At 41.9% G+C, this 20,407-nt stretch carries 17 protein-coding genes; 4 read left to right on the forward strand and 13 right to left on the reverse strand.

Going from position 1 to position 20,407, the window contains the following annotated elements; all coding sequences use genetic code 11:
* Positions 1-94 precede the first annotated feature (94 nt).
* The 7 genes from hisA to ACWJAF_RS06855 form a co-directional block, all read right to left on the reverse strand.
* Positions 95-868, reverse strand: coding sequence for a phosphoribosylformimino-5-aminoimidazole carboxamide ribotide isomerase (hisA, locus tag ACWJAF_RS06825; protein ID WP_448862997.1), 774 nt, complete (start codon positions 866-868; stop codon positions 95-97).
* Between the two features lie 62 nt (positions 869-930).
* Positions 931-1,113 (reverse strand): hypothetical protein, encoded by a 183-nt coding sequence (locus tag ACWJAF_RS06830; protein ID WP_448862998.1) that lies wholly within the window; start codon positions 1,111-1,113, stop codon positions 931-933.
* Positions 1,114-1,157: 44 nt separating this feature from the next.
* A complete protein-coding gene (locus ACWJAF_RS06835; RefSeq protein ID WP_448862999.1) occupies positions 1,158-1,517 on the reverse strand; it encodes a hypothetical protein in 360 nt (119 codons plus the stop codon).
* Positions 1,518-1,661: 144 nt separating this feature from the next.
* The gene (locus ACWJAF_RS06840) at positions 1,662-3,617 is read right to left on the reverse strand and encodes a fructose-1,6-bisphosphatase (protein ID WP_448863000.1); all 1,956 of its coding nucleotides are present in this window, start codon (positions 3,615-3,617) and stop codon (positions 1,662-1,664) included.
* A 63-nt stretch (positions 3,618-3,680) separates the two neighbouring features.
* Complete coding sequence (dapB, locus tag ACWJAF_RS06845; protein ID WP_296032837.1) at positions 3,681-4,439, reverse strand: 4-hydroxy-tetrahydrodipicolinate reductase; 759 nt, start codon at positions 4,437-4,439, stop codon at positions 3,681-3,683.
* A gap of 94 nt (positions 4,440-4,533) precedes the next feature.
* Positions 4,534-5,424: a 4-hydroxy-tetrahydrodipicolinate synthase gene (gene dapA, locus ACWJAF_RS06850; protein WP_448863001.1), complete on the reverse strand. Its 891-nt coding sequence runs from the start codon at positions 5,422-5,424 to the stop codon at positions 4,534-4,536.
* A gap of 81 nt (positions 5,425-5,505) precedes the next feature.
* Positions 5,506-6,135 (reverse strand): single-stranded DNA-binding protein, encoded by a 630-nt coding sequence (locus ACWJAF_RS06855; protein ID WP_296032834.1) that lies wholly within the window; start codon positions 6,133-6,135, stop codon positions 5,506-5,508.
* Positions 6,136-6,293: 158 nt separating this feature from the next.
* Here ACWJAF_RS06855 and typA point away from each other — a divergent pair, with 158 nt between their 5' ends.
* The 3 genes from typA (at position 6,294) to hpf (ending at position 9,706) form a co-directional block, all read left to right on the forward strand.
* Positions 6,294-8,117: a translational GTPase TypA gene (typA, locus tag ACWJAF_RS06860; RefSeq protein WP_296032832.1), complete on the forward strand. Its 1,824-nt coding sequence runs from the start codon at positions 6,294-6,296 to the stop codon at positions 8,115-8,117.
* A gap of 306 nt (positions 8,118-8,423) precedes the next feature.
* On the forward strand, positions 8,424-9,035 hold the full coding sequence (locus ACWJAF_RS06865) for a transporter (protein ID WP_448863002.1): 612 nt from the start codon (positions 8,424-8,426) through the stop codon (positions 9,033-9,035).
* Positions 9,036-9,169: 134 nt separating this feature from the next.
* On the forward strand, positions 9,170-9,706 hold the full coding sequence (gene hpf, locus ACWJAF_RS06870) for a ribosome hibernation-promoting factor, HPF/YfiA family (RefSeq protein ID WP_448863003.1): 537 nt from the start codon (positions 9,170-9,172) through the stop codon (positions 9,704-9,706).
* A 216-nt stretch (positions 9,707-9,922) separates the two neighbouring features.
* Here hpf and ACWJAF_RS06875 read toward each other — a convergent pair whose 3' ends face one another.
* Complete coding sequence (locus ACWJAF_RS06875; RefSeq protein WP_448863004.1) at positions 9,923-10,576, reverse strand: YigZ family protein; 654 nt, start codon at positions 10,574-10,576, stop codon at positions 9,923-9,925.
* A gap of 238 nt (positions 10,577-10,814) precedes the next feature.
* Between ACWJAF_RS06875 and ACWJAF_RS06880 the strand changes: the two genes are divergently transcribed.
* The gene (locus ACWJAF_RS06880; protein WP_448863005.1) at positions 10,815-13,448 is read left to right on the forward strand and encodes a transglycosylase domain-containing protein; all 2,634 of its coding nucleotides are present in this window, start codon (positions 10,815-10,817) and stop codon (positions 13,446-13,448) included.
* A gap of 237 nt (positions 13,449-13,685) precedes the next feature.
* On the opposite strand, the gene ACWJAF_RS06885 is transcribed toward ACWJAF_RS06880, so the two are convergent.
* From ACWJAF_RS06885 to ftsH, 5 genes are all read right to left on the reverse strand, one after another.
* On the reverse strand, positions 13,686-14,615 hold the full coding sequence (locus ACWJAF_RS06885; RefSeq protein WP_296032826.1) for an ROK family glucokinase: 930 nt from the start codon (positions 14,613-14,615) through the stop codon (positions 13,686-13,688).
* 16 nt (positions 14,616-14,631) lie between these two features.
* Positions 14,632-15,561 (reverse strand): HPr(Ser) kinase/phosphatase, encoded by a 930-nt coding sequence (hprK, locus tag ACWJAF_RS06890; protein WP_296032823.1) that lies wholly within the window; start codon positions 15,559-15,561, stop codon positions 14,632-14,634.
* Positions 15,562-15,612: 51 nt separating this feature from the next.
* On the reverse strand, positions 15,613-17,466 hold the full coding sequence (gene uvrC / locus ACWJAF_RS06895; RefSeq protein ID WP_448863006.1) for an excinuclease ABC subunit UvrC: 1,854 nt from the start codon (positions 17,464-17,466) through the stop codon (positions 15,613-15,615).
* 10 nt (positions 17,467-17,476) lie between these two features.
* Positions 17,477-18,172 carry a precorrin-2 C(20)-methyltransferase gene (cobI, locus tag ACWJAF_RS06900; protein ID WP_448863007.1) on the reverse strand — a complete coding sequence of 232 codons (696 nt, stop codon included), beginning with the start codon at positions 18,170-18,172 and terminating at the stop codon, positions 17,477-17,479.
* Between the two features lie 167 nt (positions 18,173-18,339).
* A complete protein-coding gene (gene ftsH / locus ACWJAF_RS06905; RefSeq protein ID WP_448863008.1) occupies positions 18,340-20,373 on the reverse strand; it encodes an ATP-dependent zinc metalloprotease FtsH in 2,034 nt (677 codons plus the stop codon).
* Positions 20,374-20,407: the final 34 nt, after the last annotated feature.

Below are 20,407 nucleotides of genomic sequence, written 5' to 3' on the forward strand. Positions count from 1 at the left end.
GGACGCAATACGACCACTCTATTCCCCATTTTATCACTATCCAAACTTCAATTCAACCGATTTATAAAGTGTTAACACATTATTAACCACCTGTTTAGAACCGGTAATTCCGGATTGTCTGATACGGGATCTTTCCTCCGAAGAGATCCAGAGCACTTCCAATCGTAAAATCAATCTTTCCTTTTCCGATTTCGCGGATTTTTTCAAGGTCTTCCAGCGAGCTGATACCGCCTGCATATGTAACCGGAATCTTCGTTTCTTTACTTAATATTTCAATCAGTTCACTTTCAATTCCCGATGCTTTTCCTTCTACATCTACCCCGTGAACCAGGAATTCATCACAGTATCCCGATAATTTTTCCAGAATTGCTTCATCTAATACAACATTCGTAAATGTCTGCCAGCGGTCCGTTACGATATAATATTTGTCATCTTTTTTTCTACAGCTCAGATCCAGAACCACATGCTCTTTTCCGACGGCTGCACAGAGCTTTTCAAGATTCTCCCACTGGATTTCTCCATTTTTGAACACATAGGAAGTCACGATCACATGACTTGCACCTGCTTCAATATACTCTGCTGCATTCTCAGCCGTGATTCCTCCGCCGATCTGCAGTCCTTCCGGATATGCCCGCAATGCTTTTAACGCCTGTTCTTTTGTCTTTGCATAATATTCGGAAGATGCCGGATTCAGCAGGATCACGTGTCCTCCGGTCAGCCCGTCTTTTTTATACATATCTGCAAAATAATCCGCCTCCTGTGTTGCAGCAAAATTCTCCACTGCCTGATCTCCCTGATCCAGAAGACTTCCGCCGACAATCTGTTTTACCTGTCCATTATGAATATCTATACATGGTCTGAATTTCATATACTCTGTTCTCCTTATCCTGTATGTTTTTACATTCTCTTTTATAATATTTCTATTTATTTTTAGTATTTTATCATACTAAAGTGCCGCCGTCCAGCCAGCCTGCCGGCACTCTCCTGTGCAACAAACTTTTCACCTGTAACTTTTTCAAAATCCTTTTCTATCTCCAAGGCCTGCCTCTGGCACGCTTCTCTTCCATACTTCGCTACATAAAATAAGGACGTGGTCTTCTGTATCATTTCCATACATTCCCCACATCCTTATATATTCATATCTCTACAATTTTTTGCTATCTCGTATTCTGTGTACCGTTGTTCACATTGTCATCCGGATCTAATGTGTCCCCGATGTCATCTACTCCATCACGGACATCATCACCGATTTCATCCATTACACCGCCATTTGTATTATTTCTGTCTGTGACATCATCTTTTCCTGTTGTGTTATTTCTATCTGTTGTATTGCCATTATCCAGAACATCATCCTCTGTATTATCATTCATAATACCATCTGTCTGATTACCGGTTGTCCCTTCTGTTGCCGCATTGTCATTGGCTGCGTTATCGTCGGCATTATTTCCACAGGCAGTTACTCCTGCCATCACTCCTGTACACATCAGTACCAGCATGAACTTTTTCCATTGTCTCATTTTTCCAATCTCCCTTTCCGTATAAATTCATCTATGCTCAAGTAATACTTGTTACCTGTAATATCTGCATTTTTTCTGAATTTATACGGTAAACTCTCAATCGGAAGACTGGTATTTTTTTACATTGTTATGCATTTACATACATTATAATCTTTCTGCGATCACACCGCTTCTATATGCTGCGAGCAATACTTCCAGATCTGAAATCTGCTCTTTTAATTCTTTTCCGACGTCTGTATCTTCTACTTTTTTGCGTTCCAGCGTACGCTTTACAACCGTGCTGTCGGAATGAATGTCGCTTTCTTTTTCGATCGCAGCCTCTGTTGATTCAAATGGCTCATGAGCTGCAAGTATCAATCCATACGAATTATAGATCAATGTATATCCGGCAATTCCTGTCTCTTTCTGGTACGCTCTTGAAAATCCTCCATCAATGACCAGTACTTTTCCACCACACTTGATTGGTTTTTCCCCGTCTTTGCACTTCACCGGAACATGACCGTTGATAATGTGGGCATCTTCATTTTCCAGGCCGAATCCTTTCAGGATCCGCTCCACCACTTTTTCATCTTCTAACAGCAGGTAATATGGATTCTTCTTTTCCTTATGCGTCTCTTTTTCAGCCAGAAAATACCGTTCGAACGTCGCCATCTTGTCTTTTCCAAACAACGGTGAATTCTCACTCAGCCAGATATACCACATGATATCCCTGCCACGTTCTTTTTCCTTTGGATCTACCGCATAAAATCCTTTTCTTACATAGCTTTCCAATACTTCATACAGACTCTTACCCTTATAAGTCCGTCCGAATATACGCACACTTTTTAAGGTTCCATCTTCTTTTAGAGGAACGCATCCATGATACAGCAGGTTTCCATTATATACTTTATATAATCCACCGCGGTTCAAAAGAAAATGCATATGACTCTGCAGTTTTTCACAGTTTTCAAAAGCTCGTTCCAGACGCTCCATAATATCCTCTTCTTCTCTTGTCAGGGCATACGGCTTTTTCGGATCGATCGTCGGGAAGTTCGTATCCAGAAGCTTATATTCTTTTCCATCCAGCTCAATTGTTCCCTTTTCATAATCAATATAATGCAAGAGATTGCGCTTATCCAGCTTAAATCCCGGATTCTTCTTAATGATCTGGCCTTCCACTTTGAACTGGATGACAGAAATTGCCTTATGCATCTTCACATCCATCAGCATCTCTGTCGCACTGTAATTTGGATTGCCTTTTAATTTGAAGCATTCACACGGATCATCCTTATATGTATTCATGGCAAATGTTGCAAGCGGAAGCAGATTGATTCCGTATCCTTCCTCCAGAATATCAAGATTGCCATATCTTGCACAGATACGGATCACATTTGCAATACAGCCTCTTTGTCCGGCTGCCGCTCCCATCCACAATACATCATGGTTTCCCCACTGGATATCCACGGAATGGTACGCCATCAGTTTATCCATAATAATATGCGGTCCCGGTCCTCTGTCATATATATCCCCAACAATATGCAGATGGTCCACCGTCAGACGCTGGATCAGCTCACTCATTGCAATAATGAATTTCTCGGCACGTCCGATCCTGATGATCGTACTGACGATCGCATTATAGTAAGATTCCTTATCCGTCGTCATACCACTTTTTTCCGTGATCAGCTCTTCAATCACATATGCAAAATCCGGCGGCAGTGCCTTTCTTACCTTAGATCTGGTATATTTGCTCGCTGTTCTTTTGCAAACCTCTATCAGCCTGTAAAGTGTGATCTTATACCAGTCCTCCATATTTTTCTCTGTCTTTTTGATCCTGTCCATCTTCTCCTTCGGATAATAAATAAGAGTAGCAAGGGCCTGTTTGTCCTTGCTACTCAGAGTATTACCGAACACATCATCAATTTTACGGCGCACGGAACCAGAGCCATTCTTGAGTACATGTGCAAATGCCTCATATTCCCCATGAATGTCTGTTAAAAAATGTTCTGTTCCCTTAGGCAGGTTCAAGATTGCCTGCAAATTGATGATTTCTGTGGAAGCTTTGGCGATGGTTGGATACAGTTGAGAAAGTCTCTCCAGATAACGTTCCTCCAATTGTCTCATTGCTACCTCCTGTTCTTCCTGTGTTATTATTTTTTCTATCTATCAATCAGATCCGGTTCCCCACTAGAACTGAATGACATCTGACATATCGTATCTTCCTGCCGGTTTTCCAGCCAGGAATTTTGCAGCTTCTACCGCACCTTTTCCAAATACAGCTTTGGAATATGCAGTATGTTTGAATTCGATCACTTCATCCTGTCCCGCAAAGATTACTTCATGGTCACCAACGATCGTTCCTCCACGTACTGCTGAAATTCCGATCTCTTTCTGGTCACGTTTCTGACGCACCTGGCTTCTGTCATATACATAATGATACTGGTTATCCGCTGCTTCGTTGATCGAATCAGCAAGTGCCAGTGCTGTACCGCTTGGTGCATCCAGTTTCTGATTATGATGTTTTTCCACCAGTTCAATATCATATCCTGCCGGTGAAAGTACCTTTGTTGCATCTTTCAGGATCTTCATCAGAAGGTTGATTCCAAGTGACATGTTCGCAGACTTTAATACGGCTACTTTTTTGGCTGATTCTTCTACCTTCGCAAGCTGCTCTTCTGACAGTCCTGTTGTACAAAGTACTACCGGTACCTGTTTTTCCACGCAGTAATCCAGTAATTCATCTGCTGCCGCTGCATTTGAAAAATCAATGATAACATCTGCATCTACATCGCATGCGCTGATGCTTTCAAATACCGGATAATCATTCGGTACTTTTGTATATTTGTCAATTCCTGCTACCAGTTCAATTCCTTCTGTGTTCTTAATAATATCCGTAATCACACGTCCCATGTGTCCATTACATCCATGCATAATTGCTTTTACCATGCTATTTATCCTCCTTGTAATTTATCTCTCTATACCCTTAAAACAAAAGGATATCATATATGTAGATCATGTATGATATCCTTTATTTTTATTATTATGCTAACTGAATACCGAAGTCTTTCATTGCTTTTGCAAGATTCTTCTCATGTTCAGGGGATATCTCTGTAAGCGGCATACGAAGCGGTCCACAGTCAACTCCCATAAGCTGCATTGCCTTTTTAACCGGGATCGGGTTCACTTCGCAGAATAACTGCTCGATCAGTGGAAGCGCTTTCAGCTGAAGTGCTGCACTTCCCTTCACATCTCCGTTAAAGAATTTCTCACAAATATCATGTGCTTCATCCGGTGCTACATTTGACAATACTGAGATCACACCTTTTCCACCCAGGGATAACAGCGGCACGATCTGATCATCATTACCAGAATACATATCAACATTACCATCTGTCAGGTTCATGATCTTTGCAACCTGTGAGATATTTCCTGATGCTTCTTTGATACCTACGATATTATCTACTTCTTTTACCAGTTTTGCTACTGTTGCCGGTTCGATGTTACATCCTGTTCTGCTTGCAACACTGTACATAATGATCGGTGCTGTTACTTCTTTCGCTACTGCGCTGAAATGTGCAACAAGACCTGCCTGAGTTGCCTTATTGTAATAAGGTGTAACCAGAAGCAGTCCGTCTGCTCCGTATTCGGAAGCTTCTTTTGACATCTCAATTGCAGTACGTGTGCAATTAGAACCTGTTCCTGCGATAACCGGGATTCTGTGTTTTACACGGTCGATTGTGAATTTTACACACTGCATATGTTCTTCCTCTGTCATAGTAGCAGATTCTCCTGTCGTACCGCAGATTACAATGCTGTCTGTTTTATGTGCACAATGAAATTCGATCAATTCATCCAGTTTATCATAATTAATACTTCCATCTTCATTAAATGGTGTGACAATTGCCACGCCGGCTCCTGTAAAAATAGCCATAGTGATCCTCCTGACTTTCATATAATCTAATGAAATTCTATCATCAATTAAATATGATGTCAATCAAACCATCTGCTAATTTTACACATCCATACATTCCAGTTTGCTGACTGACACTTCATAGGCAACCCTTTTCTGTGTCTCGTTTTCCGTGATCTTTTTCATATATTCACGGCTCTGGATCCTTCCAATCACTTGTACATGCTCTCCGACTTCGAATGCAGAAGCAAATCTTGCATTGCGCCCCCAGCAGATACATGGGATGTAATCCGACTTTCCATACGGCCGGTTCACTGCAAGAAGCAGATCTGCAATTTCTCTTCCAAGCGGTGTCTTTCGGTATACCGGCTGTTTGCAGATATAGCCATCCAGAAGGATCTGATTCGTCTTGGCTCCGTCCAGCTCCTCTTCTACAAATGAAATTTCACGGACAAACACAGACAGGATCAGTCTGTTCTTTGTCTCTTCGTGTCTGTTATAGGACCGGAACTGTCCATTTACCATAATAAATTCTCCGGTATAATCTTTGGATACATCGATCAGTCTCTCCGAGATCATAAGAGGGATCCTGTCCCTTGAATTGCTAAGACGTTTTACATCTACTTCCACCATATAAAAGCCCTCACCGAACACTTCATGGCTGAATGAAAACGGGGATACGATCTCTCCCATAACGGTTACCTGGTTGTTCTCAATCATCTTATCTGACATAATTTTGTAATCTCCCTTCCTCTGAATCGTATTTTGAGTCATTACAAAGTCTATGAATCAAAACAGCATTTTAGAACTAAAATACTTGTAAATTTCAAAAAATGTGATAAACTAATGTGGTTGCATATGATAATAGGTAGAGAAAAGGAAGATTCGTAATGAAGACAAAACGTGAAGATGTACGTAATATCGCGATTATTGCCCATGTTGACCATGGTAAGACAACATTAGTAGATGAATTATTAAAGCAAAGCGGTGTATTCCGTGAGAATCAGGAAGTAGCAGAACGTGTCATGGACTCTAACGATATCGAAAGAGAACGTGGAATTACTATCCTCTCCAAAAATACTGCCGTCACCTATAACGGTGTAAAAATCAATATTATAGATACTCCGGGACATGCCGACTTCGGTGGAGAGGTAGAACGTGTCCTTAAGATGGTAAATGGTGTCATCCTCGTCGTTGACGCTTTCGAGGGTGCTATGCCTCAGACAAAATTCGTACTCCGTAAAGCAATGGAATTAAAGCTTCCGGTTATCGTTTGTATTAATAAAATTGACCGTCCGGAGGCAAGAGCTGACGAAGTTATTGATGAAGTGCTTGAGCTTCTTATCGACCTTGGTGCTTCTGATGAGCAGTTAGACTGCCCATTCGTATACGCTTCTGCAAAGAACGGTGTAGCTGCACTTGAGATCACAGATGATATGAAAGACATGAAACCTCTGTTCGAGACAATTCTTGACTATATCCCTGCTCCAGAAGGAGATCCGGAAGCTCCGACACAGGTTCTGATCAGCACGATCGATTACAATGAATATGTCGGACGTATCGGTGTTGGTAAAGTAGATAACGGTACCATCGCAGTAAATCAGGAAATGGTTGTAGTGAACCATCATGATCCTGACAAACAAAAGAAAGTTAAGATCAGTAAGTTATATGAATTTGACGGTCTGCAGAAAGTAGAAGTAAAAGAAGCAACTATCGGTGCGATCGTAGCGATCTCCGGTATTTCAGATATTTCCATCGGTGATACACTCTGCTCTCCTGAGAATCCGGTTCCGATCCCGTTCCAGAAGATCTCTGAGCCAACGATTTCTATGGACTTCGTTGTAAATGACAGCCCATTTGCCGGACAGGAGGGAAAATACGTAACTTCCCGCCACTTACGTGACCGTCTGATGCGCGAGCTTAACACAGACGTCAGCCTCCGTGTAGAAGATACAGAAAACATGGATGCATTCAAGGTATCCGGACGTGGAGAACTTCACCTGTCTGTTCTGATCGAGAACATGAGACGTGAAGGCTATGAATTCGCAGTAAGTAAAGCCGAGGTTCTGTATCACAAGGATGAGAATGGTAAACTTCTCGAGCCAATGGAAATTGCTTATATCGATGTACCAGATGAATATACAGGTGTTGTCATCGACAAGCTGAGCCAGAGAAAGGGTGAGCTTCAGACAATGGGTGCTGCCAACGGCGGTTACACACGTCTGGAATTCAAAATCCCGTCACGTGGACTCATTGGTTATCGTGGGGATTTCCTAACAGATACAAAGGGTAACGGTATCATGAACACTGCATTCGACGGATACGCTCCATATAAGGGTGACATCCAGTACCGTAAACAGGGATCCCTGATTGCATTCGAGACTGGTGAATCCGTAACTTACGGTCTGTACAGTGCCCAGGAACGTGGTACTCTCTTCATCGGACCTGGCGAGAAGGTTTACTCTGGTATGGTCATCGGAGAAAATGCCAAGACAGATGATATCGAAGTGAACGTATGTAAGACAAAACATCTTACAAACACCCGTTCTTCCAGTGCAGATGAAGCACTCCGTCTTACTCCTCCGACTGTACTCAGTCTGGAACAGGCCATCGACTTCATCGATACAGATGAGCTTCTGGAAGTAACTCCGGAATCCTTACGTATCCGTAAGAAGATCTTGGATCCGAAGATGAGAAAACGTGTCAGCCGATAAGGTTATAAATTCTTTATAATTTAATAAATGCCGGTAAACGGCTGCTAATAGCGGTAATATATATGAGGCAATTTCTTTCCTGAAAATTTACTTCATATGTATTGCCGCTTTTTTGTTCTTAGAGCTTGTCTGAAACACGCTCTAAAGCCAGACTCTGGTGATATCCCGTCTCTTTTTTTGATTGTACTTAATTTAGTAATTCAATCTGCTCCCGTCTTATTGGCAAACGGTCTGCTTTCACTTATACTGAGATTACAGCGAAATTCTACTTTATTAATCTATTTTCAAAAGAAAGGAAATCTATGTATGAAAGAATTTATTGCACAGATTTTGAAGCAGATTGCTGCCATTCTTGAATATGTCATTGCTTTTATGCTTGCGATTGGTATTATTCTCCTCTGCCTCCGCATGGCTGGCTCGCTTCAAAATATTCCAAATCTTGGAACTTATCCAAACTACGACGATCTGCTTGAGGTCTGTTTTAACCTGATCATTGGTGTGGAGCTGATCAGAATGATGTACTCTCACTCACCAAGCACTGTCTTTGAAGTACTGTTGTTTGCAATTGCCAGACAGATTATCGTGGATCACTCTTCTATCTACAGCAGTCTGATCGGTGTCACTTCGATTGCTGTATTATTTGCCACACGAAAATTCTTATTTTCAGAATTTGATGTTGCTGACGAAACCGTCTTTCGTGCTTCGACTAAGATTAAAGTCGTCAACAAGGTGTTATCCGTAGAGATTCCCGGGGACCCGGATGCAACTCTTTTAGAGGTCCTGCTGACCCATCTGGAAGAACAGAATGTAAATCCCCGCGTTGGTGCCTGTTATTACTTCCATAACTGTGGACTTCGTGTTGCAAAATTACATGAAGGAAAAATTTCAAGAATTCAGGTAATTCGTGCTATACATTAGCGTCCAAACATGTTATACTACACATATCAGATAGATTGCCAATTCGACTATCAATTGTCAGATATTATTACCATAATTTGATGATTGTATACCGTGCATTTATTTGAAATTATGTCGAAAAGGAGTTGGGCATCATGAAATTTATCATTATTGGGAAGAACATCGATGTAACACCAGGTTTAAAAGAAGCCGTAGAAAGCAAGTTAGGAAAATTAGAAAGGTATTTCACTCCGAATACTGAGATCCACGTAACCCTGAGCGTACAGAAAGGGCATCAGAAGATCGAAGTTACCATTCCAGTCAAGGGTGGTATGATTCGTTCAGAGCAGGAAAGTTCGGATATGTATGTATCTATTGACCTTGTAGAAGAAGTTATTGAGCGTCAGCTTCGCAAATATAAAAACAAACTGGTAGCACGTGAACAGGACGGCGGCAATTTCAAGCAGGAATTTTTTGAATCCGAAGACAACATTGAAGATGATGGCGAGATTAAGATCGTACGTACGAAAAAATTTGGATTTAAACCAATGTATCCAGAAGATGCATGCGTACAGATGGAATTATTAGGGCATGATTTCTATGTATTCTGCAATGCGGAATCAGACGAAGTGAACGTTGTATACAAACGTAAAAACGGAACATTTGGACTGATCGAGCCGGAATTTTCATAAATCCTAAAAATGGATTTCAAGAGAGATGCTGTTTTATTACAGGTGGATTCGTGAACACCTGACCATTTCTCTTCTATGATTTGGTATAAGGTATAATAAGAAAGGTATCTGTAACAGATATTTCGTATTACTTATTTTTTAAACTTCAAGTAATTACGAAACATGGTTACAGATACCTTTTCTTTTCAGGCATGCTTCATAGGATTTCCTGTCAGATTATTCAAGAATCGTTGGCGTCCCGCCTATCTCTGCATAATAGCACTCTTCTCCCGGTGTCATCTCTGCCTGTGCATTCGTTCCTTCCGTGATCGTACTCATCACAAGATCCAGATCTGTCTTCGGGATCAGCACTTCCAGTTCCACCTTATCGGTATATACCGTATCCAGTATTTTCAATTCTCTTTGTGCAAGAATATACTGGATTTTTCCAAATGTTGTATAATCCGTATCAATATGGAGTTTTACGCCCCATATCTTTGTGATCAGCACCGATGCCTCAAGTCCTGCTTTTACCGCACCTGAATAAGCTCTTACAAGCCCTCCGGTTCCCAGAAGTGTTCCTCCAAAATATCTGGTTACAACCACCACGACATTGCGAAGCTCATTCCCCAGCAATACATCCAGCATTGGTTTTCCCGCTGTTCCATTTGGTTCTCCATCATCGCTGCATCTTTGCAGCTGTCCTCTTTCCCCTATAATATATGCAAAGCAGTTATGCCTTGCATCCCAGTATTTCTTTTTTGTCTTTTCTATAAATGCAAGCGCCTCCTCTTCTGTCTGCACAGGAAGCACTGTGGCAATAAATCTTGATTTCTTTTCAACGATTTCATCTTCCCCGCCTTCATAGACCGTTTTGTATTCTGGTAACATAGCGTCATCCTTTCAAATCTTTTTCATGATATCTCTGACTTTCACATGATTCCAGCCTTAGAGTGTGCCTGAAAAATCATTCCTGTCATCTGGATATCTGATGTTTCACTTATATTTTTTACTTATATAATAACTAATTTCTTAAGATTTTCCTAGCCATATATGAAGTTTTCATTTTTTTCTTTATAAAAGACTGTACATTTGTTATAATAAGCAAGTATGAAGGAGGCCTAAGCGCATGAATTATGGAAAGAAAAAAGCTGCAAAAAAGCAGAAAAAAATAACATCCAAATCTACAATGCAGGGAAAACGTATCGTCGTCCGGCTTTTTAAAGCACTGCTTCTGTGTATCGTATGTGTGGCAGTTGCCGGAATGCTCGGTGGCGGTCTTTTTATAAAAAAGATTATTGATGATACTCCGAAAGTTTCCGCATCCGATGTTAAGCCAAAAGGATTCACAACCTTTGTTTATGCTGATGATGGCAGCACTGAGATTGAACGCTTCGTATCCTCAGGTTCCAACCGTGTATACAAATCCATTGACGAGATTCCAAAAGATCTCCAACATGCATTTGTAGCGATCGAGGATGAACGTTTTTACAAACACAACGGTATTGACCTTCAGGGTATCGCCCGTGCTGCGGTTGTCGGAATTACCCGCGGAAGCTTCTCAGAGGGTGCCAGTACACTGACGCAGCAGCTCATCAAGAACAATGTATTCCCGAACTTTACCAAAGAAAAGACATTCTACGACAGACTACAGCGTAAGATTCAGGAACAGTATCTGGCAATCCAGATTGAAAAACAGATGGACAAAGATGAAATCATCGAAAGTTATCTGAATACCATCAACCTTGGGCAGAACTGCCTTGGAGTTCAGGCTGCATCACAGAGATATTTTAACAAAGATGTATCTGAGCTTACTTTATCCGAATGTGCAGTTATTGCCGGTATCACACAGAATCCAACGGATTACGATCCGGTAACCCATCCGGATAACAACAAGTTACGTAGAGACAAAGTACTAAATAATATGCTGGAGCAGGGTTATATCAGTCAGGCTCAGTATGACGAAGCTATGGCAGATGATGTCTATGCACGTATTCAGACAACTGCTTCTTCTACACAGGGTGATAATGCTTACAGCTATTTTGTAGACGCTCTTGCACAACAGGTAATTCAGGATCTGAAAGACCAGCTGGGTTATACGGATACCCAGGCATATAACGCTGTTTACAGCGGAGGACTCAGCATCTACTCCACACAGAATCAGGCAATGCAGCAGATCTGTGACGAAGAGGCTAACAGAGACTCTAACTATCCCGGATTAAAAGAATATGGACTTGATTATGCACTGACAGTTACGCGTGCAGACGGTTCCACACAGAATTACGGAAGTAACGATATCAAGTCTTATGTAAAAGCAACTTATGGAAAAGAACAGGGACTTCTCTATTCCAGTGAAGCTTCCGCCAGAGCAATGGTAGAAGAATGGAAATCAACAATTGCACAGGAAGGTGATACCTACGATGAACGTATCACGATCACCCCTCAGCCACAGTCTTCTATCACAATCATGGATCAGGCCACCGGTGAAATCAAAGCACTGGTCGGTGGACGTGGTGAAAAAGCTTCCAGTCTCGGACTGAACAGAGCTTACCAGGGTTCTAAAAGGCAGCCTGGTTCTACATTCAAGATCCTTGCAGCTTATGCACCAGCTCTGGATTCCTGTGATAAGACACTTGCAACTACAATTGATGATGAACCGTATACATTAAAGAGTGGTCAGGTTCTCAGAAATGCGGACAAACAGTATCGTGGAAGTACAACAATCCGCCAGGCCATCACAAATTCAATTAACGTTGTAGCAGTAAAATTGAGTGACGAGATTACACAGGAACTTGGATATGAATATTGCCAGAAGTTTGGAATCAGTACACTGGTAAAAAATAAGACAATCAACGGACAGGTATTTGATGACAGTAAGTCACAGACCCTCGCTCTTGGTGGTATCACTGAAGGTGTATACAACTATGAAATGTGTGCCGCTTATGCAGCTATTGCAAATGGTGGTGTTTATAACAAACCAACCTTATACAGCAAAGTTGTTGACCATGATGGTAATGTGCTTCTTGAGGGCAACGGAGATTCCCACACTGTAATCAAAGACAGTACAGCATATCTCCTTACAAGCGCCATGGAAGATGTTGTTAATGAAGGTACTGGTACAGCCTGCCAGCTTCCTAATATGCCGGTTGCAGGTAAGACAGGTACCACAACTTCTAATAAAGACTTATGGTTCTGTGGATTCACGCCATATTATACATGTTCTGTATGGGGTGGATATGACGACAACAAAGAGTGTAATTCCGATACAAGATTCCGTTTCCGTATCTGGGATAACATTATGACCCGTATCCATGCGAACCTGGAAACAAAGGATTTTGAAGTACCATCTTCCGTTGAAAAAGCAACCGTATGTACAATCAGCGGAAAACGTGCAGGCAGTGGATGCCCTTCTGTTACAGAATACTTCGCAAAAGATTCACTTTCTGATGATGTATGCTCAGGACATGGATATTCTTCAAGCAAGAGTAAATCAAAGAGCAAATCTTATGATAGCGATGCCGAGTCAGATGACAGCAGTTCAAGCAAGAACAGCAATTCTTCTAACACCAGCAATGATTCTGCTTCCGGAAACGACTCCTATAGCGGTTCTACTTCCGGAAGTACTGGTTCTGACGCATCAGGAGACGGATCCTACAACGGAGGATCTAACGGAAGTTCCAGCAGCGACAATGGCTCTTCCGGCGGCAGTGACAGCGGTTCTTCCGGCGGCAGTGACAATGGTTCTTCTGGAAGTTCAGAATAATCGATTATACAGTAAATAGTATCATTTTCTATAAAAATGCGGATTTTCATATATCCGCATTTTTTATTTTTACCAACAAAGCCTTATAAACATACTTTGGCATCTGCAGAAGCCGGCACTGACAGCTTTCCCTGCATACTTAAGTACCAAAAAAGGAGGGTCACACTGGTTGTTCACTGTAACTCTCCCTTTATTATTAGAAATATAGTTTCCTGTTTGTCTTCTTCTGTATCTTTCTTAAAGAATTAATTTTGCAGCTCCGCAGATACCCGCATCATTTCCAAGTGTTGCAAGAACGAATTCTGTATCTTTGTTTGCAAAGAATGCTCTTTCTTTAAAGTTCTTTTCTACATATTTCAGAAGAATTTCTCCGGCTTTTGATACTCCTCCACCGATTACAATTGCAGCAGGGTCTACGACCGCTGCCAGATTTGCCATCGCGTATCCGAGATATTTTCCAAATTCTTCTGCGATTTCTTCTGCTACTGCATCTCCTGCTTTTACTGCATCGAATACAGTCTTCGCACTGATCTCCTGTCCTCTTAATACAGATTCTTTATCATCTTTTGCCAGACGGATATTGGCAAGTCTTGTAATACCTGTTGCAGATGCATACTGCTCCAGACATCCTGTATTACCGCATCCGCAGTGATCCGTTTCTTCGTAATTAACACAGAGATGACCGATCTCTCCACCGGCACCATGTGCACCTACCAGAGGTTTTCCATCTACGATGATTCCACCACCAACACCTGTTCCAAGTGTCACCATGATGATATTCTTGCGTCCTTTTCCGGCTCCGAGCCACATCTCCCCAAGTGCTGCTACATTGGCGTCATTACCAATCTCTGCTTTCATGCCGGATAACTCTTCCATCTCGCGTTTTACTTCTTTGTATCCCCATCCCAGGTTTGCGGTATTCTGAACAACACCTTCTGCATCTACAGGAGCAGGAACACCTACACCGATTCCTTCCACCTGATCTTTTTCAATCTGCTTCTCAGCAAGTTTTTTCTTTAATGCATCTGCAATATCCGGAAGTACAGCCTCTCCCTGATTCTCTGTGCGGGTCTTGATCTCCCACTTATCAATAATCTCTCCCTCAGTCGTGAAAAGACCTAATTTCACAGTTGTTCCCCCGATATCTACACCAAAACAATATTTCATTTTCCTTTTATTCTCCTTATTTCTTTGTTAAGTTCTGCTGTACACGCTTGTACAGTTCCTGTGCGGCGTTGTATCCCATCTGTTTCTGTCTGTGGTTAACAGCAGCAGTCTCAACAATGATCGCAAGATTACGTCCCGGACGGATTGGAAGATGGTGGCAAACCACTTTATTTCCAAGAAATTCTGTATATTCTTCCTCAAGTCCCAGACGGTCATATTCTTTATTCTTATTCCACTCTTCCAGAGTGATGACAAGATCGATATTCTGTGTCTCTCTGACACTCAGTACACCAAACAATGCCTTTACATCCACGATACCGATACCACGCAGTTCGATAAAATGACGGGTGATATCAGGAGCCGTTCCAACCAGTGTTTCATCACTGACTCTTCTGATTTCTACGACATCATCACTGACAAGACGGTGTCCACGCTTGATCAGCTCAAGAGCTGCTTCACTCTTTCCAATTCCACTTTCACCCATGATCAGCACACCGACACCATATACGTCTACAAGTACACCGTGGATTGAAATACAAGGAGCAAGCTCTACATTCAGCCAGCGGATAATCTCTGCTGTAAACTCAGATGTCTTCTTCTCTGTCTGGAAGACCGGTATATTTGCCTTTTCTGCCATCTCAAGAAGCATTGCCTCCGGCGGAAGATTCCTGCAGAAGATCAGGCATGGGATCTTGTAAGAAAGCAGTGTCTCATATATCTGCTTTTTCTTTGCTTCATCCGTCATCTTTTCCAGGAATGTATATTCCACATATCCAATAATCTGTACACGTTCTGAATCAAAATGTTCGAAAAATCCGGTCAGCTGAAGAGCTGGTCTGTTAATATCCGGAATCTCAACTACTTTTTCGGAAAGATCTACATCCGGTGTAAGATTTTTGAGATTCATTTTTTCAACGAGTGTTTTTAACTTTACTTTATTCGCCATATCTTTTACCTCACACGTATTAAAAAATCTGATAAATCTATTATATCATATTCAGGCATTCTGGTGGAAAAATTTGTATACTTCATTGGCAGATTTTTCATTCATCGATGGTAATTCCTTTAATTCTTCTGCCGTTGCATTCCGAATCGCTTCTATATTTTCAAAATGGCGCATCAGATCTTTTCTCCTTGCCGGACCTACTCCTGGTATATCATCCAGAACCGAATGTACCTGTCCTTTGCTTCTTAACTGTCTGTGGAAGGTGATTGCAAACCGGTGTGCCTCATCCTGGATTCTTGTGATCAGCCGGAAGCATTCGGAATTCCTGTCTATTGGCAGTTCGACATTATTAAAATACAGTCCTCTCGTCCTGTGGTTGTCATCCTTTACCATTCCGCATATCGGAATCTGAAGATGCAGACGTTCCAGGACCTCCAGTGCAATATTCACCTGGCCTCTTCCACCATCCATTAATATCAGATCCGGAAATGCCTGAAAACCACCTGCCTCTTTTTCTTCCTGCTGTTCCCTTAATCCGTGCTCAAACCGCCTTGTCAGCACTTCATTCATGCTTGCATAATCATCCGGACCTTGTACGCTTTTGATCTTGAACTTTCGGTAATCATTTCTTTTCGGTCTTCCATGTTCGTATACTACCATCGAACCTACCGAATCAAATCCATTCGTATTAGAGATATCATAGGCTTCCATACGCACAATTTTCTTCAGCCCCAGTATCTTTTCCAGCTCCTTCACTGCTCCGATCGTTCTGCCTTCTTCCCTCTTCAGGCGTTCTTTGTCGTTCTTTAGAACCATCTGCGCATTTTTCTGCGCCAGCTCCACAAGCTTTTCCTTCGTCCCTTTTTTGGGAATCCGCAGACGAACTTTGTGTTCTCTTCTTGCTGTCAGCCATTCTTCAATAATCTCCTGGTCTTCTATCTCTTCCGGCAGCATCAGTTCTGCCGGGATATACGGCGTACCCGCATAAAACTGTTTGATAAAGCTTGATAAGATTTCCCCGGACGCTTCCTGTTCGTCTATTTTCAGATAAAAATGATCCCTTCCGATCAGACGTCCATTCCGGATAAAGAACACCTGTACCACAGCATCTTCTCCTTCCGACGCCATGGCAAGAATGTCCCTGTCGTCTCCTGCAGTGTCTGTAATTTTTTGTTTCTGTGCGATTTTCTGTACACTGGACAATAGCTCCCTGTACTCGATTGCTTTTTCAAATTCCAGATTGTCCGATGCTTCCTGCATCTTCTCCTCCAGTTCTTTCAGGATCGGATCATAATTCCCATTCAGGAACCTTACAACCTCGTCGATTGATTTTCTATACTCCTCCTGTGTCACATATCCCTGGCACGGCGCATCACACTGATGAATATGGTAATTCAGGCAGGGTCTCTCTTTTCCAATATCTTTTGGAAGTGACCGGTTGCAGCTTCGGATCTTATATAGCTTACGGATCAGTTCAATCGTATCTTTTACCGCTCCTGCACTTGTATATGGTCCAAAATACTTCGCCTTATCCTTTTTCATCTGCCTTGCCATCATAACTCTTGGAAATGCTTCCGCAACCGTTACTTTGATAAATGGATATGTCTTATCATCCATCAGCATGGTATTATATTTTGGTCTGTGCTCTTTGATCAGATTACATTCCAGCACCAGTGCCTCAAGCTCTGAATCCGTCACAATATATTCAAATCTGGAAATATGCGTTACCATCTGTTCAATCTTTGCACCTTTATTCCTGCTGCTCTGAAAATACTGACGCACACGGTTTTTCAGACTAATTGCCTTTCCGACATAAATGATCGCATCTTTTTCATCATGCATCAGGTATACGCCTGGTTTTCCCGGCAATTTTTTCAATTCTTCCTGTATGTTAAAATTTTCCATATACTATCACCTATTTTTTTGGTTCTTTTACAACCAACAATGTATAATATCCGGCTGTCTCCGGAATTTCATCTATGTTTTCATATATATGTTCTTCCGGCATCCCACAGTTTTCTACCATCTTCACTTCTGCTTCTCTATGATTCCTGACAAGCTCTTCTTTTACTTCTCCTAACTTTGAAGCAGATTTCATCAATACCTTGGTTCCCGGGTATTCCAAAGCTTCCGTTATTGCATAACTGGACGGAATAATATGCAGTTGTTCACAGCGGTCTGCCAGACTGTCTCCAAGTCTTGCCAAAGACGCACAAAATGAAGGGATTCCATTGATAATTTCCACATGATATCCTTTTTCTTTCACAATTCTATGAATATATATATATGTAGAATAAACAGTTGGATCCCCCAGTGTCAGATATGCCACATCTTTTCCTTTTTTCAATTCATTTATAATCTTTTCTGCCGCTTTTTTATAATTTTCTTCCAGCATCTGTCTGTCTTTTGTCATCGGTGTGTCAAGGTTCAGGCATTCTTTTTCTTCTATATGCTTTACCTTACCCGCTGCAATCTTATAACTGACTGCATGCTCTTTTCCCCTTGCCGGCACTGCAAGTACCTGACATCTTTCAATCGTCTCTACTGCCTTATATGTCATAAGATCCGGATCTCCCGGACCTACTCCTACTCCAAATAGTGTTCCTTCCATTCTCTTTCTCCTGAATTCTCTTACATCAAATTATAACACAGCAATTCATTATATAACATAAAAGCAAAAAAAGATACGGAATCCTCTTTTCATTGATTTTTCCGTATCTTTTCATGATTCATTCTCAATAACTGTGTCTTTTTATTGCGAAGTCTCTGCCTCAGCTATTAATCAATATCTGTCATCACTTCTACCGTTCCTGCATTTTCATCGCTATCGGATTCTTCTGCAGGTGCTTCATCTGTTACAGCTTCTTCTGGATGATTGATTCTGACCGGCCCTTCATCTGCAGATTTCATTACAAAACCTTCACCTTCCACCGGATTCATCCCGATTCTTATATTTTCTTTCTTCGGTGCATCCGGATCGATGCCTTCTACTTCATGGAAAATTTCCATAAATTCTTTTCCGGTGATCGTCTCTTTCTCAATCAGGAAAGCAGCAATCTTATCCAGCGCTACTCTGTGATCTCTTAAGAGCTGTTTTGCTTCTTCGTATGCATCTTTGAGCATCTTCATGACTTCTTCATCAATCTCTGATGCTGTCTGCTGTCCGCAGTTGCTTACCGGACGTCCATCCAGATAACGGTTCTGAATGGATTCCAGACCGATCAGTCCGAACTTCTCACTCATACCATACTGTGTGATCATCGCTCTCGCTACACTTGTTGCCTTTTCGATATCATTTGAAGCTCCTGTTGTGACAGTATCGAATACGACTTCCTCCGCCGCACGCCCTGCAAGCAGTCCGACTAACATAGCCTGAAGTTCCTTTTTCGTATTCAGATATTTCTCTTCTTCCGGAGTCTGCATAACATAACCAAGCGCTCCCATCGTACGTGGTACGATTGTAATCTTCTGCACCGGTTCTGCATCTTTCTGCAATGCACTGACCAATGCGTGTCCCACCTCATGATAAGAAACAATTCTTCTTTCTTCCTGACTCATGATGCGGTCTTTCTTCTCTTTACCAACCAGTACGACTTCCACTGCTTCAAACAGGTCTGACTGGCTGACTGCGTTTCTTCCATGTTTTACTGCATTAATTGCAGCTTCATTGATCATATTGGCAAGATCAGAACCAACGGCTCCTGATGTTGCAAGTGCAATCTCTTCCAGATTAACCGTCTCATCCATTTTCACATCTTTGGAATGTACCTTCAGGACATCTACTCTTCCCTTCAGGTCCGGTTTTTCAACTACAATACGTCTGTCAAAACGTCCCGGTCTTAATAATGCAGGGTCAAGGATCTCTGGTCTATTGGTAGCTGCCAGAAGAACCAGTCCCTTGTTGCTTTCAAAACCATCCATCTCGGCAAGCAGCTGATTCAGTGTCTGTTCACGCTCATCATTGCCGCCCATCTGATTGTCACGACTCTTACCGATCGCATCAATCTCGTCAATGAAGATAATACATGGTGCCATCTGCTGTGCCTGCTTGAACAGGTCTCGTACTCTGGACGCTCCGACACCGACATACATTTCCACAAATGCGGAACCACTCAGTGAGAAGAATGGTACCTTTGCTTCACCCGCTACTGCTTTGGCAAGAAGAGTCTTACCAGTTCCCGGAGGTCCTACCAGAAGTGCACCCTTTGGAAGCTTTGCACCTACACTGGTATATTTTCCCGGATTATGAAGGAAATCTACGACTTCCTGTAAAGATTCTTTTGCTTCATCCTGTCCGGCTACATCCTTGAATGTGACACCGGTCTGCTTTTCTACGTACATCTTGGCATTGCTCTTTCCAATGCCCATCATACCGCCGCCTTTTGACATTCTCTTGGTCATCCAGATGATCATTCCTACAAAGAATGCAATTGGCAGGAATGTAAGGATGACATTCATCGCCATTGCAGATGTTGTATCCGGAATCTTCTGATTGAATTCCACACCCGCTTCTTCCAGACGTTCTGTCAGCTTGTCATCGTTCACAACACCGGTATAATATTCCTGTACGACTCCACTGTTTTCATCCTTCTTCGTCGTGATCATGATCTTATCACTCTGGATCTCTACTCTTTTAACCTTGCCGTCATCTACCATCTTTAAAAATTTATTATAGGTAATCTCTTTTGCAGAGGTCATTCCCTGGAATTGAAACAGAGCCATAACCAGAATCGAGGTAATCACCGTTACCAGTATAATAAACGAAATACTTTGCTTATTATTCTTGTTATTTTTGTTGTTTTGGTTATCCATTTTAATCCTCCTGTATAACTAAATATTATAAAGA

It is taken from the genome of Dorea sp. (genome assembly GCF_977044405.1).

Bases quoted from the DNA above. Each gene is read 5' to 3' on its own strand.
- hisA (WP_448862997.1), bottom strand. From the start codon at position 868: ATGAAATTCAGACCATGTATAGATATTCATAATGGACAGGTAAAACAG.
- ACWJAF_RS06830 (WP_448862998.1), bottom strand. From the start codon at position 1,113: ATGGAAATGATACAGAAGACCACGTCCTTATTTTATGTAGCGAAGTAT.
- ACWJAF_RS06835 (WP_448862999.1), bottom strand. From the start codon at position 1,517: ATGAGACAATGGAAAAAGTTCATGCTGGTACTGATGTGTACAGGAGTG.
- ACWJAF_RS06840 (WP_448863000.1), bottom strand. From the start codon at position 3,617: ATGAGACAATTGGAGGAACGTTATCTGGAGAGACTTTCTCAACTGTAT.
- dapB (WP_296032837.1), bottom strand. From the start codon at position 4,439: ATGGTAAAAGCAATTATGCATGGATGTAATGGACACATGGGACGTGTG.
- dapA (WP_448863001.1), bottom strand. From the start codon at position 5,424: ATGGCTATTTTTACAGGAGCCGGCGTGGCAATTGTCACACCATTTAAT.
- ACWJAF_RS06855 (WP_296032834.1), bottom strand. From the start codon at position 6,135: ATGTCAGATAAGATGATTGAGAACAACCAGGTAACCGTTATGGGAGAG.
- typA (WP_296032832.1), top strand. From the start codon at position 6,294: ATGAAGACAAAACGTGAAGATGTACGTAATATCGCGATTATTGCCCAT.
- ACWJAF_RS06865 (WP_448863002.1), top strand. From the start codon at position 8,424: ATGAAAGAATTTATTGCACAGATTTTGAAGCAGATTGCTGCCATTCTT.
- hpf (WP_448863003.1), top strand. From the start codon at position 9,170: ATGAAATTTATCATTATTGGGAAGAACATCGATGTAACACCAGGTTTA.
- ACWJAF_RS06875 (WP_448863004.1), bottom strand. From the start codon at position 10,576: ATGTTACCAGAATACAAAACGGTCTATGAAGGCGGGGAAGATGAAATC.
- ACWJAF_RS06880 (WP_448863005.1), top strand. From the start codon at position 10,815: ATGAATTATGGAAAGAAAAAAGCTGCAAAAAAGCAGAAAAAAATAACA.
- ACWJAF_RS06885 (WP_296032826.1), bottom strand. From the start codon at position 14,615: ATGAAATATTGTTTTGGTGTAGATATCGGGGGAACAACTGTGAAATTA.
- hprK (WP_296032823.1), bottom strand. From the start codon at position 15,561: ATGGCGAATAAAGTAAAGTTAAAAACACTCGTTGAAAAAATGAATCTC.
- uvrC (WP_448863006.1), bottom strand. From the start codon at position 17,466: ATGGAAAATTTTAACATACAGGAAGAATTGAAAAAATTGCCGGGAAAA.
- cobI (WP_448863007.1), bottom strand. From the start codon at position 18,172: ATGGAAGGAACACTATTTGGAGTAGGAGTAGGTCCGGGAGATCCGGAT.
- ftsH (WP_448863008.1), bottom strand. From the start codon at position 20,373: ATGGATAACCAAAACAACAAAAATAACAAGAATAATAAGCAAAGTATT.